Source organism: Hathewaya proteolytica DSM 3090 (assembly GCF_900142225.1).
GTDB lineage: Bacteria > Bacillota > Clostridia > Clostridiales > Clostridiaceae > Hathewaya > Hathewaya proteolytica.
Window position 1 is genome coordinate 1 of the sequence record NZ_FRAD01000035.1, and the last position, 13,873, is coordinate 13,873.

Consider the following 13,873-nt stretch of genomic DNA (forward strand, 5'->3'; position numbering starts at 1 on the left):
ACTTGACCAAATTACTTATTCATTATACAATTTTGAGAGAATAAATTCTCTAATGAAACTCCTGAGCTTAGGCTCATGAGTACTGTATTTCTAAGAGGCAAAGCCTCAAAGAACTACATGCATCTGGTAACGATAGCATAAAGGTAACACCCCTTCCCATTCCGAACAGGACGGTTAAGCTTTATAGCGCTGATGGTACTTCAGGGGAGGCTCTGCGGGAGAGTAAGACGTTGCCAGGTCATATTCCGCGATAGCTCAATGGTGGAGCACTCGGCTGTTAACCGATAGGTTGAAGGTTCGAATCCTTTTCGCGGAGCCATATGGCTCGATAGCTCAGTCGGTAGAGCAGAGGACTGAAAATCCTCGTGTCACTGGTTCGATTCCAGTTCGAGCCACCAATGTGTGGCGCTATAGCCAAGTGGTAAGGCATAGGTCTGCAAAACCTCTATTCCCCAGTTCAAATCTGGGTGGCGCCTCCAAAAGCTAGTGAAATTTCACTAGCTTTTTAAATTCTAAACCAAAATACTAATAAGTCCTTATCTAGAGGTTCGCCATTAGATAAAACTGTAAATGGAGGGAATGCACTATGGCACTTTATAAAGAGATAGTGAAAAGACACCAAAATGCTATTATAATAAGATTTACAGCAATGATAGTTTGTATTATAGTCATTTCTGATTTTATGGACATCATAGCATTAAAAAGTGGATTGTATATATATTTAAAATATATAATGGATGTTGCTATGATTATTTTATTCTTTAACGAGTTAAGGAAGATTGATACAAAATACAAATACTCAGTGTTCCAAGATCAACTTATGGTGTATAAACTGACCAGGAGACAAGAATGTCTTCTTAGAGATGTGAACATATGTGATATTGTGGAGATAAAAAAATGTACTAGCTTTAGAGAAAAAATACTTTGGTTTATTGGCACAAGATACGATTTTTACAAAATAAAAAATCATTATATGTGCACTTATAGAGATAGCGGAGTTTTAAAAAAATTCTATTTTAATCCTAGTGATAATTTACTTAAGATACTTAAGAATAGCAAATGTCATATAGAGTAAGGAGCTTAAAGCTCCTTACTCTATATTTTTGTATAAGTAAAGGATATATGTTTTTTTATGAAAGTGTTTTTTACCTCCAATGTAATGCTCATTTCTTGTCGGTTCTTTTCAATTAAAGTGTGGTCAAAATTTACGTTGATATTTAAATAACCATCACGTAACACTGGGGAGGTCATACGCAAACCCTTACTGCCTTTCAATTCAATTTGCTTTATTAGCTCTAGCGAAGATAAACTTTCAGTAACTAAATTTTTCTTAGAGGATTTATCTATGATATTGACTAAGATATTGAGTGAAGTAGTTCTATATGAAATTATATCTGAAAAATCCTTGTGAATAATTAAATCAACGTTATTTTGTGTGAAATTTTTCATAATAATTACCTCAATTTGATTGTAAATTAAATATTATTATAATTAACATTATATTGATTATAGATTATATGTTAATAAATTTAAATAGTGATTATTCAAATGTCAATGACAAATATTTCAGTAAAATGACAATTAAATGTCATTTAAAACATAAAAACATACATTTTACTAATTTATATTGAATAAAGTGTTAACATTTTAAATTAATATGCTATAATATTAAATAAAATAGCAATTTTTAATGAAAAATAATATCATAATAAAAATCAGCTTAAAGGTGATGAATAAAAGTGTTTTATTTAAAATTAGATTTTATGATGAAACTAACTGAATGTAAAAACAGCATCTTAGCCAATAGCATTTTGGTGGATCCTTCTCTTATTTCTAGGTTGAGAAGTGGAAAAAGGAAGTTGCCTAAAAATGAGAATTTCCTTATGCCAATGATTAAGTATTTTTTTAAGCGAATAAACACTGAGGAGAAAATTTCTATTGTGGAAAGTGCCGTTGGAATAAAAGACTTATGGAAAACTGCGGAAAGCAATATTGAAAATTGTATCTATCAATGGTTTACTAGTGAAGATTCAGAAATTACGGATAACGACTTAATAAAAAAGTATAGTATAAATGTTCAAAGGCATCACAAAAGCGGCAACACCCATCATAAAAAGTGCCATCTTTCATGTGCTAATGAGGAAGGCTGTAAACATGGGGTTTTAACTGATACAACATGGCATTATTTCGGCTTGGAGGGAAGAAAAAAGGCATTATTGGAAGCCTTGAGATACGCGAAAAATCAGCCTCAAGGCAGTACTATTTATTTCCACACGGATGAAAACATTTTGTCTATTTACAATGACGATAGATTTGTCTCAGAGGTCATCAATATTATTAGGGAGAGGCTAACTGAGGGGATAAAACTGGTTATTATTCATAACATAATAAATGATATAAACCACATTATGAATTTATTACATATTTGGAGCAATATATATGAGTACGGGGAAATAAGCTCTTTTTACTATCCGAAGGTAAAGAACAACTTGGTTAGCAGCACTCTTATGATTGTAGGAAAGTCTTGTGCTCTCATAGGAAATTCTGTGGATAATGAAATAGAGGGCACCTTTGCTGAGCTTTCTTCAGATAAAAAAGTCATAGTGTCTTTAAAAAAGCAGTTTGATATGATCAAAGAAAAATGTAGACCTTTTATTTTTTCCTACAAAGTAAATTATGAGTTGGCCAATGAATGGCAATATAAGGAACTCATTAAAATGCCATCTAATTCTATTTTAATACACCATGGGCTATCTTTCTCTACCATTCCTAAGGATTTTGTGGACAAAATGTCTTTAAAATATAATTGTGTAAAGTTGAAAAAGTATTATGAATTCTTTATAACTCATTTAAAAAAGAATGTGGAATCTTACAAGTATACTGAAATCATACCTATTCCAACGAGGGAAATGGTAATTACAGCAAGGTATGAGAAGCCGGCTTTTAAAGGCCTCATAGGAGTGGATTTAGAATATACTCTTGAAGACTATATCAATCATATTAAAAATATCATCGATATCGTGGATAAATATCCAAATTATAATATTGTATTGTCTAGGCTTATTCCTAAGACTGAGGACTACATTATTTTTGTAAAGGGACAGAGCAGTGTGTCAATATTTGACAAAAAACTCCATATACCCAATGGAAAAAATCTTTACATTATAAAAAATTATAGCATTAGCAGTGCTATTGTTGAGAGTATTGATTACCATATAAAAATTAACAATGAACTACAGGGACAAGAGGCTAAGGTGTATCTAATTAATTTTATAATTGAATTAGAAAAATATATGGATATAATGGGGATTTAATTGAATAAAATTAGGAAATGAGGCAATAATCATAGATATCTAAAGTATGATGAGGTGAAAGTATGTGTAGAGATATTTGTTCAATATGTGAAAGGCCTCTGGACAGTGGTATAATGATATTAGGCAAGACGATATGTTGTAACTGTGAGGAAAAAATTATTCAAGCGGATATTAATACAGATTTTTACGAGTATTATAAAGAGAAGTTAAAAAAATGTGTGATTAATCGCGTGATAAAAAAGGAGAGGTATACATGCAACAAATACCACTTATAAGTGGTGTATTGAAATATATAGATGAAAAGAATATACCATTTACAATGCCTGGGCATAAAGGAGGAGAAGGTTTTCTCCAAACAGAAGAAGGAAGGGCATTTTACAATAATATTTTTAAAGCTGATATAACAGAGGTGGATGGTGTAGATAACCTGCACAACCCTGAGGGAATTATAGAAGAATCCCTTCTAGGACTTAGTCATTATTACAAGAGTAGTAAGTCCTATTATCTTATAAATGGCAGCACTTGCGGAAATTTAGCTATGATTTATTCATGCTTTAATAGAGGCGATAAGATTATTTTAGAGAGGAATTGTCATCGTTCTGTTATGAATGCTGTCATTATGAGAGAACTAAAGCCAGTGTATATAAAAAACCACATAGATCTAAGATATCAGTGTGGGTTTTCTTACAATAAAGGGGATTTAGTCAATCTAATTAAAAACAACCAGGATGCTAAAGGAGTCATGATCACGTGGCCAAATTACTACGGTATATGCGCAGATTTAAAATTTATTGTGGAGGAAGCGCATAAGTATGGTATGAAAGTTCTTGTGGATTGTGCCCATGGAGCCCATTTTGGTATTATTGAGGAGTTGCCTCAAAACCCTATGGAGTTAGGCTGTGATATGGTGGTTATGAGTTGTCATAAAACATTAAGCAGCTTTACTCAAACAGCTTATTTGCATATAGGTCAATCTGTAGACTCTTCAAAAACAGATTTTTATGTAAGTGCATTGATGAGCACATCCCCATCTTATATTATGATGATGTCCATGGAATACGCATGGTTTTATCTTTATAAGTATGGACATAAAAAGTACAAAGAATTTTACTCTCTTTGCAATAAATATAGAAATAAAATTAATAAGTTAAGTGGATTACATGTTATAGGTGATGAAGACATGTACAGTGATGAGAGTTCCTGTTTGAGTACTAGAATAGACAATACGAGATTTGTGATAAATCTAGATAAAAAATATAGTGCACACAAATTACTAAACTATCTTAGGGAAAAAAAGATACAGGCAGAGATGAGCGATGGCAGAAATGTAATTCTTATACCGTCACCATTCAATGATGAGCGTGAATTTAAGTACCTTTATGATGCTTTAAGGCTGTGTAGATTAAATAGTTTTTGTGAACAATTTGTACCTTGCATTGACTACAGCATTGGTGAAAAAATCTTGGAACCCTGTGAAGTTATGGATAAATCAACTGAGAATGTGAAATATGAGCTATCGGAGAAAAGGGTAGCGGCAGAAAGTATTGTACCTTATCCACCAGGGATACCACTTGTTGTACAAGGGGAGAGAATTAACAAGGAAGCAATAGATGTTATACGTTATTATTTGAAAAATCAACTTACCGTTTTAGGTGTAGACCATGGTTTAATAAAGGTAATTAAGAATTAGTAATCTGTTTTGACATGAGCTTAAATTGCATTTATAATTATGGAATGAGACCATATTATAAGGGTGGGAAAAACATGAGAACTAGAGGATTATTTATAACACTAGAAGGTGGTGAGGGGGCTGGAAAGACTACTCAAATCACCGAAATAGAAAAATATTTAAAGCAGCGTGGCATAGAATGCATATGCACAAGGGAACCAGGTGGTATACCTATATCGGAAAGTATAAGATCTATCATATTAGATAGAAAAAATGTAAATATGGATGGAAGAACAGAGGCGCTCTTGTATGCAGCGGCAAGAAGACAACATCTTGTGGAGAAGGTGATTCCTGCACTGGAAAGCGGCACAACTGTTATATGCGATAGATTTATAGATTCTTCCCTAGCATATCAAGGTAGTGGAAGGGGCATTGGTATGGATGAAGTTTACAAAATTAATGAGTTCGCCATGGACGGTTATCTACCGGATCTCACTATTCTTCTTGATCTAGATATGGAAGTAGGCCTTGAAAGGATAGAGAGGCGAAGGGGAGAAATGAACAGATTAGACATGGAAAAACTTGACTTCCACAGTAAGGTTAGAAAAGGTTTTTTAAAATTGCTTCAGGATTACCCTGATAGAATAAAAAAAGTTGATGCATCTTTACAAAAGGAAGAGGTTACGAAACAGATTACTGATATACTAGAAAAGATTCTATAGAAGAATATTGTGAAAATATAAATTATATCTTATCATTACTATGAAAGTATGGTAAAATATAAATAAGAATTTATACGTGTAAGTTGTATAAATCTATAATAATCCCTATGTTTTATACCGATAAAAAATAAAGTGTATACAGGGAAAAGGAGGGAAAGCAATGAAATTAGTAATGGCAATAGTTCAAGATCAAGATGCTAGCGATTTAGTAGATGTATTATCCGACAATGGTTACAGAGTTACAAAGCTTGCAACCACAGGTGGTTTCCTAAAATCAGGGAATACAACACTTATGATGGGTGTAGACGATGATAAGGTAGACGAGGTAATGGGTTTAATGGAAGAAGTCTGCAAAACAAGAAAGCAAATGGTTACATCACCTCCTCCAACATCAGGGGCAGCCAGCGTTTACATGACATATCCAGTTGAAGTAAGAATAGGTGGAGCAACTATATTTGTTGTTGATGTAGACAGGTTTGTAAGAATATAATATATGAATAAAAGTCAATATGGGATGAGTGTTTTTCATATTGGTGAGTAGTAAGGAGAGTTGAAGATGAGTGATGGGGTAGATGTTATTATTGGTCATGAAGCTGTTCTGAAATCTTTAGAACAAGCGCTTTATAACAAGAAATTCGCCCATGCTCATCTTTTTTTTGGTGAAGATGGCATTGGGAAAAGCGTGTTAGCTACTTATATTGGAAAAGTAATATTAGGTGGAAAACAGCAGCGGGATTACGTAGATTTGATTAAATGTGATGTTTTTAAAAATAAAAAGAGCATAAGTGTAGACCAAGTACGACAACTTATTGAAGAAGTGAATAAGAAACCCTTTGAAGGTGATAAAAAAGTTATTATAGTCCACAATGTAAATAAGATGACTGAGCAAGCTCAAAATGCATTTCTTAAAACCATTGAGGAGCCTCCGAAAGGGGTATACATTTTTCTCTTATGCGAAAACCTTGGGGAGGTTTTGGACACTATTCAGTCAAGGTGCCAGATTCATAAACTGGAACCTTTAAATTATGAAAATATGAGAAGGTACATATTGAAACAATATAACAAGATAGATGAAAATAAAATGAAACTTGCCATAGCCTTTGGGAATGGTATACCGGGAAAGGTAGACAAATTTTTAAATGATAAGGATTTTTCAGATACACGGCAGCTAGTATTTGAATTCCTGCTAAAAATAAAGGGTATAGATAAAATACAGCTTTTAGAATATGAAAACGTATTCAATAACTACGGAAATAATAGAGAGGATTTATTTCAATGCTTTTTAAGCACACTTAGGGATGCCATTGTATACAAAGAAACAGGCAACCATGATCTTCTCATTAATATAGACAAAACAAATGAAGTAGAAAAACTGTGTACTATTTTTTCATTGAATCAATTAAATCATATGGTAAAAATTGTGGTGGATTCTATGGAAAGTTTAAAATATAATCTTAATTCATCTTTGGTATTTACGGATATGTTGATAAAGATACAGGAGGCATAAATGATAAGAGTTGTTGGAATTAGGTTTAAAAAAGCGGGTAAAATATATTATTTTAGTCCGAAAGATTTTGATATAAAAAAAGACGACCACGTTATTGTTGAAACAGCTAGGGGAATTGAGTATGGTATTTGTGTTGTAGGCATAAAGGAAATACCAGAGGAGCAGTTGGTCTCTCCACTGAAGGACGTGCTTAGAGTTGCAACTGAAGAGGATAGAAAAAAACACGAGGAAAATAAAAAGCGAGAGGCAGATGCTATAAAAATATGCGAGGAAAAAGTTGAAAAGCACGGTCTAAACATGAAGCTTATTGATGTAGAGTATACTTTCGACAATAACAAAGTCATATTTTACTTTACCGCAGAGGGAAGGGTGGACTTTAGGGAACTTGTAAAAGATCTTGCTAGCATATTCAAGACACGCATAGAGCTTAGACAAATTGGGGTAAGAGATGAAGCTAAGATGATTGGCGGTTTAGGCCCTTGTGGAAGGCCTTTGTGCTGTTCCACTTTCCTAGGAGAATTTGCACCGGTATCTATTAAGATGGCAAAGGAGCAGAGTTTGTCGCTAAACCCTTCAAAGATATCTGGCATATGTGGCCGATTGATGTGTTGTTTGACGTATGAAGAGGAAGCATATAAAAGTGTAAGAGAAAAAATGCCATGTGTAGGATCTATTGTGTCTACTGACCAATATGGTAAAGGGGAGGTTGTGGACTGTAACCTTCTAAAGGAACTGGTAAAGGTGAAAGTTCGCATAAAGGATGAAGAGGATATAAAATTAATAGCTTTGGAAGATGTAAAGCTGATAAAGGGAGCATACATGGTGGATGAAAATGACGATGTAATAAAATTAGAGCTTGATGATGCAGATGACAGTTTGCTAGTGGGTGACATTCTAAAAGAAGAAAAAACTAAAGTTAAGGTTAAGGAAATAATTAAAGAGTAAAAAATAAAATGCCGAGGATTCGAAAGAACTCTCGGTATTTTTTATTCTATTATAAATTTAAGAAAAAATCTACACAATTTTTTTAAAATTCATTAATGTTATTATAGGTTCTATCAACTTTGTAAAATATATTAACAAATCATTAAAGAAGTGAACATTTATTTGCGTGGATAATAGTTTAGTGGTATAATTAGTACAACACTTATCAAGGTTTCCGAATTTGTTCATAAAGGACGTTGATAATATAAGGGAGGAAGAAGATGGCCAAGAATAAAAGTAAAATCGTGAGTTCATTAATGGTGATGACAACAGCTATGGGGACTTTAATGGAAGGAACTATGGCGGTATCAGCTGTAAACAATAGTAAGGATGATCTCTGGTCTCAGGCATATAATTACACGGTAAAAGCTAAAACCACAGGGTTACAGAGTGATATCAATGTAGCCAGAAAGGCTATAAATGCTTTGAGTGAAGAACTTAAAACAGATAAAAAATTAAGAGATTATTTAACCGGGACACTGTCTGCAATGTTAGATCCTGTACAGCAAAATTTATTTGTAAAGTTGTATGAGATAATATATGAAGGCGATATGGTAACTAAAAAAGAAAAGCTTTACCAAGAACAAATAAATAAGGCTCGTGAGTACATTAGTCAGTTTGGCGGTTGTGAGGAAAATGCATATTACCTTCCTTCTTGGTCTGTGGTGATTGATGACTTTCAACAGAAGATAATAAATGATATTTCTGTAAACATTAAAAAGGTAAAAGAAAGATATGAGCTAGATGATATTGAAACAACTACTAAATTAATAAATGATTTTTTAAAGGTTAAAGAGAGTAGTGATGTAAAATTAAAAGCTAGGGAATTAAATATAGAGTTCTTAAGCACAATTGTAAAGGGGAATAAAATTATTGATTTTAGAAAATCTTATTCGTCTTTAATTGACAAAAAGAATGAACAACTAAAGGTAGAGGATAAAAAAAGTATCCAGTTAGCGTTGGATTATATAGAAACAATACCTGAGGATATGCGATCAATACTAAATGATGAGTTGGGAAATTTAAAGGAAAAGAAAACAAGGGTTGATAAACTATTGAGTGAAACATTGCCCTATTATCCACCAGTGAGTGAAAGTATAAATTCAGTGGAAAAGTTCAAAAAAGATTATTCCCATTTATTTAATATGACTTTAGATGAAAAACTTATAAATAACAAGCAGGAAATAAAAAATGCTATAGAAAAATTTAATTCATTGAGTAAATCAGATAAGGAAAATCTAAAAAATGAGGAGATAAAGCTAACTTCGTTGGTGAATTTTATCAATCAATTTATAGAGAAAGCTGTATTTACATTCAAAACAGATTACAGAGAATTACTTGAGAAAACCGTTGACACAGTGGTTCTAGCAGACAAAAATAAAATTTCAGAAGCATTAAAAGAATTAGAAATATCTCACTATGAAATAAAATCTAAATTGAGTAATGAAGAAGACATATTGAAAAGATTAAATGCTAAATTAAGTGGGGAATTGCTATCTCAACTGAATGTATCTGTTAAAGGTAAAATGGTTACTATCAGTGGAAAGGCTGTGGAATACGATGATAATGGAATGGTCTTAATCATCAAAAATATAGAGGACAAGATTTGCTATTTCGATCAAGTAAATATGAATAAGCAAGGTGAATTCAGTATAAGCTTCGATTTCACTAATAATATATCTGGTGTAGCCAATAGTACTGGTGCATATAATGTTTTCATGAGATTACAAAATAATAATACGGCAAGTAAGGAACTCAATTTTAGCATAGAAAACATTGTTAAATTAGAAGTGGAAGAGTTCACGGAAAAAAATAAAGATGTAATAGTTGATATGAATAAATCAAATGTGAAAATTGGCCATGATGTAAGGATAAAAGAGGTAATTGCTGAGATTGCTACGTTATCACCATCTGCCCAGAAAGTTTTAGAAGAAAAAAAGATAGAGCTTGAAGGATTACTTGTTATAATAGCTGGAAAGAATGTTGACAAAGAGGTAGAAAACTTTAGAACCATGTACAATACTGAATTAAGTTTAACTGTGGAGACTGTAAAGGTTGAGCATAGGGAAAAGATACAGGGCGCTATTGATGAATACCAGTTGCTTTCAGAAAAAGCTAGAGAATTATTAGTTAAGGAAAGCCAGCTTTTTGCTGATTTAATGAAAAAGATAAACGAGCTGAGAATAGATGTTGATGCAGCTGATTTTACAAAGTCATACAAAGATATTCTTCAGAAGACAACTGATACGGTTCAAAGTGGTGACAAGGAAACTATATTAGCTGCTATTGCTAAATATGATGATCTTCAACCGGGTTCAAAAGATATAGTAGATTCTAAGTCTGAACTTACAACCCATGGAAAGATAAAAGAACACCTACAAAAATTAATGGACAAGGTTAATGCTCTAGTATTTAAGAATAACCATGATACGATATTAAAAAAGTCGGTTGATGGATTATTATTAGGTGATGAAGCGGATTTAAAAGCTGCTGAGGATGAATACGCAGGGCTCAATGACGTTTCAAAAGGATATTTGTCTGCTGAATCAGAGTTGATGGAAAGTTTTAGATCTCACATTGAAAAGCTGAAAGAGTTTGAGCAATTGAAAAAGACTATTGTGTCAGCAAAGAGTGTAAAAAAAGAGGACGAGCCTAGTTCAAATATAAATGAGGGCGATAAAATAGTTGGTTCCTGGGATATATTCCAAAATAATATTGCTATGGTAGAGAAAACTCAAGTGTCTGATACAAAGGAAAATATAACTAAAGCTATAAGTCAATTAAAAAAAGCTATGAGTGAGTATGAGAATTCCAATGTGGCCCTTATAAATGCTGTGGGTGTAGTTGATGGTAGAATTAATGGCAAAATAGGGGAAACAGTAGAAGTAATCATACCTTTAGAAAAAGATGAGGTTTTACGCACTGTAAATGATTATGTTTATGATCTGAATGGTCAGAATTGGTCCAAGGTAGCAACAAAAAAAACCACTGCAAGTTCATTATTGCTGGGATGTTTAACTAAAACTTATTCAACAAATGATGCTAAAATTACTCTTTCTATTCAGAATACGAAAGGGAATGTAATAAAAGTGGTTCAACTTTATGTTAATATAACAGAAAAAACCATGGATGATAAAGTACAGGAATTTAAGGAATCTCATAAAAGTGTGTTTGACTTAACAATTGATACTGTGGGAGTTGAACATGAAGAGAGTATAAAGGCAGTTATAAGTCAATATAACGGAATGCAGGATGTAAATTTGAAGAATGCACTAGTAACTGATGTTGAAAATTTAAATGCTCTATTGGGTGTAATATCAGCTAAAAAAGCAGAAAAATTCAGAAGTGATTTTAATTCTCTTTTAAGTTTAACAGTGGAGACTGTTACTTTAGAAAATAGAACTGACATAATATCAGCCTTAAGTGTTTACGGAGAACTAGATGAGAGTACAAAAAATAAGCTAGTTGAAGAAAAGACTAAATTAGATGCACTTAAAGGAGCAACAGATAAAGCGGCTGTTGAAAAGGATGCAGATGATTTTACAAAAGCTTATGCTCGATTGAGTGATATATCTGAGGAAAATGTCACAATAGATGATGAAAATTGGGTAATTAGTGTAAAAAACGCATATAGCATTTTGCAAGAGGCGTCTAAATCTAAAGTGAATGAACACTTTGGTGCAAATGTATATGACAAGTTGAATAAATTGCAAAATAAGATAGGTGGGCTTAAGGATACAAAGATTCAAATTGAGGAAGAAAGAAAGAACCTTTCTCTACTTATAAGTAACATGGAGAAATACACAAAAATTGGCTATGATAATGGTGAAGTATCTCCTTATGAGGGAAGTTCAATAGGTGAAATAATTAAGGGGTCAAAACAGATTTTTACCTTGGTTGTAGATGAAGCTAAAAGGGTTAGAGACAATGTGGGTGCAACACTTAAAGAGCTAGAAGATGCTTCAATTGGAGTAAATGGTGCGTATAATACTATGATAAATTCAAAAGTAAAAGAAGTAGCTGTGATATCAAAAGAAGGTAAAAAAGGTGATAGGATAAAAATTGAACTTGACAACGAATTGCTTGGAGAAAATGAAAAGTTTGAAATAATGTATCCAGACTTCTATTATCATGATGATGAGAAAAATAGTTATGTCTATACCGCTAAGATAGAAAGGGAAGAAGATAACTATTATATTAATTGCATGGATATAACATCTAAGTCAGGAAAGGACTATATGTCAACTGAGCTTTCCATCATTCAAAATGGTGATACAGAGCGTGTGGTTAAAAGAGCAATTAGGATTTCTGTAAAGATCACAGAATAGTATAAAGGAGGAATTTTTAGATGAAAAAAGGTAGAATAATTGGTGCAGTATTATCGGCAGCCATGATGGTGAATTGTATAAGCCCTGTTATGACAGCTTTTGGTCAGACTACAGGGGTATTTGAAAATCCATTAGCTCCTGTGGATAGAACGCAGAGTGCAGAAAAGTTTACGGCTAAACCATTAGTTATATTAATAGATTTTCCTGATTATAGATATACGGAGCTAGATGAAAGAGAAAAGGATTTTAGAATAAATTCATTTACAGGAAAGGAAACCACAGCTGATTTTTATGAAAAACTTTTCTTTGGTGATGAGACATACAAGACGGAAGATGGAAATGATCATATAACCGTAAATAAATTTTTCAAGGAAGAATCCGGTGGTACCTATGAGTTCAAAGGCAAGGTAATGGGCTGGTATACAGCAGATAAGCCGGCTGCTACTTACGGTGCCAATGTAGATAAAAGTGACCAAAAAAATGCTAGAAATCTGGTTTTAGAAGCAATACAAAAGGCATCAAAGGACGTTGATTTGTCTGAATTTGATATTGAAGATAAATGGGACTTAGATGGTGACGGAGATTATAACGAACCAGATGGCATTATAGATAGTTTAGTAGTAATCCACCCTGGTCTTGGAGAAGAATGGGGTGGGGGTTCTCTTAAGGAAGATGCAATTTGGCCTTTTAGATGGGGATTCAATGTTTTCGGTGAAAACATGGATTTGTATACTCCCGCTGAAAAACAAGCTATAGTAAACAAAAATCACAAAGTAACAGATAAAAGCGGAAAAGAATTTTTCGTTGAGGATTTCACTATTTTTGAGCAGGACTTACCCTTAGACTTATTTTGTCATGAATTTGGACATGTTTTAGGACTTCCAGATTTGTATGATACAAACAAATCAGAACCACCTGTAGAAAACTGGTCCATAATGGGTGGAAGTTACACAGGTAACCCAAGAGGCTCACAGCCTGTAAGCTATGGTGCTTACTGTAAAGAGTTTTTGCAGAAGGATTTTGAAAAGAGAAAAAGAGCGGCCAATTGGCAAAATATGAAAAAAATAAGCTTAGATGATGTTACGGCAGAAGGAATTGATGTTGTACTAGATCAAGCTACCCTTAAAGGAAAAAATAAAGACGTTGTAAGAATTGACCTTCCTAAATATGCAGAAAGAGTGGTAATGCCAACTGAAGGGAGCCAATGTTTCTTTAGTGGTAAAGGTGATAAGTTAAAAAACTACATGACAACTAAAACTCCCATAGAGCTTTCGGCTGATAGCAATGCAAAATTAACTTTTAAAACTTGGTATGATATAGACCCGTACTTTGATTTTGCATCAGTTCAA

General features: G+C 33.0%; 11 protein-coding genes, 3 tRNA genes and 1 rRNA gene. 14 read left to right on the forward strand and 1 reads right to left on the reverse strand.

The genetic code is table 11. The features are described from left to right. The first annotated feature begins 122 nt into the window (after positions 1 to 122). The 5 genes from rrf (at position 123) to BUA73_RS13235 (ending at position 1,075) form a co-directional block, all read left to right on the forward strand. Positions 123 to 239: ribosomal RNA gene (gene rrf, locus BUA73_RS13215) — 5S ribosomal RNA — on the forward strand. 5 nt (positions 240 to 244) lie between these two features. After that, a tRNA-Asn gene (locus BUA73_RS13220) sits at positions 245 to 319 on the forward strand. A gap of 3 nt (positions 320 to 322) precedes the next feature. Beyond that, positions 323 to 398: transfer RNA gene (locus tag BUA73_RS13225), tRNA-Phe, on the forward strand. A 6-nt stretch (positions 399 to 404) separates the two neighbouring features. After that, positions 405 to 479 (forward strand) — tRNA-Cys (locus BUA73_RS13230). Positions 480 to 586: 107 nt separating this feature from the next. After that, complete coding sequence (locus BUA73_RS13235) at positions 587 to 1,075, forward strand: hypothetical protein (protein WP_072904581.1); 489 nt, start codon at positions 587 to 589, stop codon at positions 1,073 to 1,075. 20 nt (positions 1,076 to 1,095) lie between these two features. Here BUA73_RS13235 and BUA73_RS13240 read toward each other — a convergent pair whose 3' ends face one another. Continuing rightward, the gene (locus tag BUA73_RS13240; RefSeq protein ID WP_072904582.1) at positions 1,096 to 1,449 is read right to left on the reverse strand and encodes a hypothetical protein; all 354 of its coding nucleotides are present in this window, start codon (positions 1,447 to 1,449) and stop codon (positions 1,096 to 1,098) included. A gap of 290 nt (positions 1,450 to 1,739) precedes the next feature. Here BUA73_RS13240 and BUA73_RS13245 point away from each other — a divergent pair, with 290 nt between their 5' ends. From BUA73_RS13245 to BUA73_RS13285, 9 genes are all read left to right on the forward strand, one after another. Then, the gene (locus BUA73_RS13245) at positions 1,740 to 3,314 is read left to right on the forward strand and encodes a hypothetical protein (RefSeq protein WP_072904583.1); all 1,575 of its coding nucleotides are present in this window, start codon (positions 1,740 to 1,742) and stop codon (positions 3,312 to 3,314) included. 62 nt (positions 3,315 to 3,376) lie between these two features. Further along, positions 3,377 to 3,589 carry a sigma factor G inhibitor Gin gene (locus BUA73_RS14640; RefSeq protein ID WP_072904584.1) on the forward strand — a complete coding sequence of 71 codons (213 nt, stop codon included), beginning with the start codon at positions 3,377 to 3,379 and terminating at the stop codon, positions 3,587 to 3,589. Next, positions 3,568 to 5,004, forward strand: coding sequence for an aminotransferase class I/II-fold pyridoxal phosphate-dependent enzyme (locus BUA73_RS13255; protein WP_072904585.1), 1,437 nt, complete (start codon positions 3,568 to 3,570; stop codon positions 5,002 to 5,004). Before BUA73_RS14640 ends, BUA73_RS13255 begins: the two co-directional genes overlap by 22 nt. Positions 5,005 to 5,078: 74 nt before the next feature. After that, positions 5,079 to 5,705 carry a dTMP kinase gene (tmk, locus tag BUA73_RS13260; RefSeq protein WP_093426707.1) on the forward strand — a complete coding sequence of 209 codons (627 nt, stop codon included), beginning with the start codon at positions 5,079 to 5,081 and terminating at the stop codon, positions 5,703 to 5,705. A gap of 160 nt (positions 5,706 to 5,865) precedes the next feature. After that, entirely contained in the window at positions 5,866 to 6,195 is a 330-nt protein-coding gene (locus BUA73_RS13265) for a cyclic-di-AMP receptor (RefSeq protein ID WP_072904586.1), read from the forward strand. A gap of 66 nt (positions 6,196 to 6,261) precedes the next feature. Beyond that, positions 6,262 to 7,212 carry a DNA polymerase III subunit delta' gene (locus BUA73_RS13270; protein ID WP_072904587.1) on the forward strand — a complete coding sequence of 317 codons (951 nt, stop codon included), beginning with the start codon at positions 6,262 to 6,264 and terminating at the stop codon, positions 7,210 to 7,212. Next, positions 7,213 to 8,157 (forward strand): PSP1 domain-containing protein, encoded by a 945-nt coding sequence (locus BUA73_RS13275; RefSeq protein WP_072904588.1) that lies wholly within the window; start codon positions 7,213 to 7,215, stop codon positions 8,155 to 8,157. A gap of 260 nt (positions 8,158 to 8,417) precedes the next feature. Further along, a complete protein-coding gene (locus BUA73_RS13280) occupies positions 8,418 to 12,524 on the forward strand; it encodes a rhoptry family protein (RefSeq protein ID WP_072904589.1) in 4,107 nt (1,368 codons plus the stop codon). A gap of 20 nt (positions 12,525 to 12,544) precedes the next feature. Further along, positions 12,545 to 13,873 (forward strand): immune inhibitor A domain-containing protein (locus tag BUA73_RS13285; RefSeq protein ID WP_143147017.1); only part of this gene is annotated, 1,329 nt, incomplete at its 3' end.

Bases quoted from the DNA above. Each gene is read 5' to 3' on its own strand.
- BUA73_RS13235 (WP_072904581.1), top strand. From the start codon at position 587: ATGGCACTTTATAAAGAGATAGTGAAAAGACACCAAAATGCTATTATA.
- BUA73_RS13240 (WP_072904582.1), bottom strand. From the start codon at position 1,449: ATGAAAAATTTCACACAAAATAACGTTGATTTAATTATTCACAAGGAT.
- BUA73_RS14640 (WP_072904584.1), top strand. From the start codon at position 3,377: ATGTGTAGAGATATTTGTTCAATATGTGAAAGGCCTCTGGACAGTGGT.
- BUA73_RS13255 (WP_072904585.1), top strand. From the start codon at position 3,568: ATGCAACAAATACCACTTATAAGTGGTGTATTGAAATATATAGATGAA.
- tmk (WP_093426707.1), top strand. From the start codon at position 5,079: ATGAGAACTAGAGGATTATTTATAACACTAGAAGGTGGTGAGGGGGCT.
- BUA73_RS13265 (WP_072904586.1), top strand. From the start codon at position 5,866: ATGAAATTAGTAATGGCAATAGTTCAAGATCAAGATGCTAGCGATTTA.
- BUA73_RS13270 (WP_072904587.1), top strand. From the start codon at position 6,262: ATGAGTGATGGGGTAGATGTTATTATTGGTCATGAAGCTGTTCTGAAA.
- BUA73_RS13275 (WP_072904588.1), top strand. From the start codon at position 7,213: ATGATAAGAGTTGTTGGAATTAGGTTTAAAAAAGCGGGTAAAATATAT.
- BUA73_RS13280 (WP_072904589.1), top strand. From the start codon at position 8,418: ATGGCCAAGAATAAAAGTAAAATCGTGAGTTCATTAATGGTGATGACA.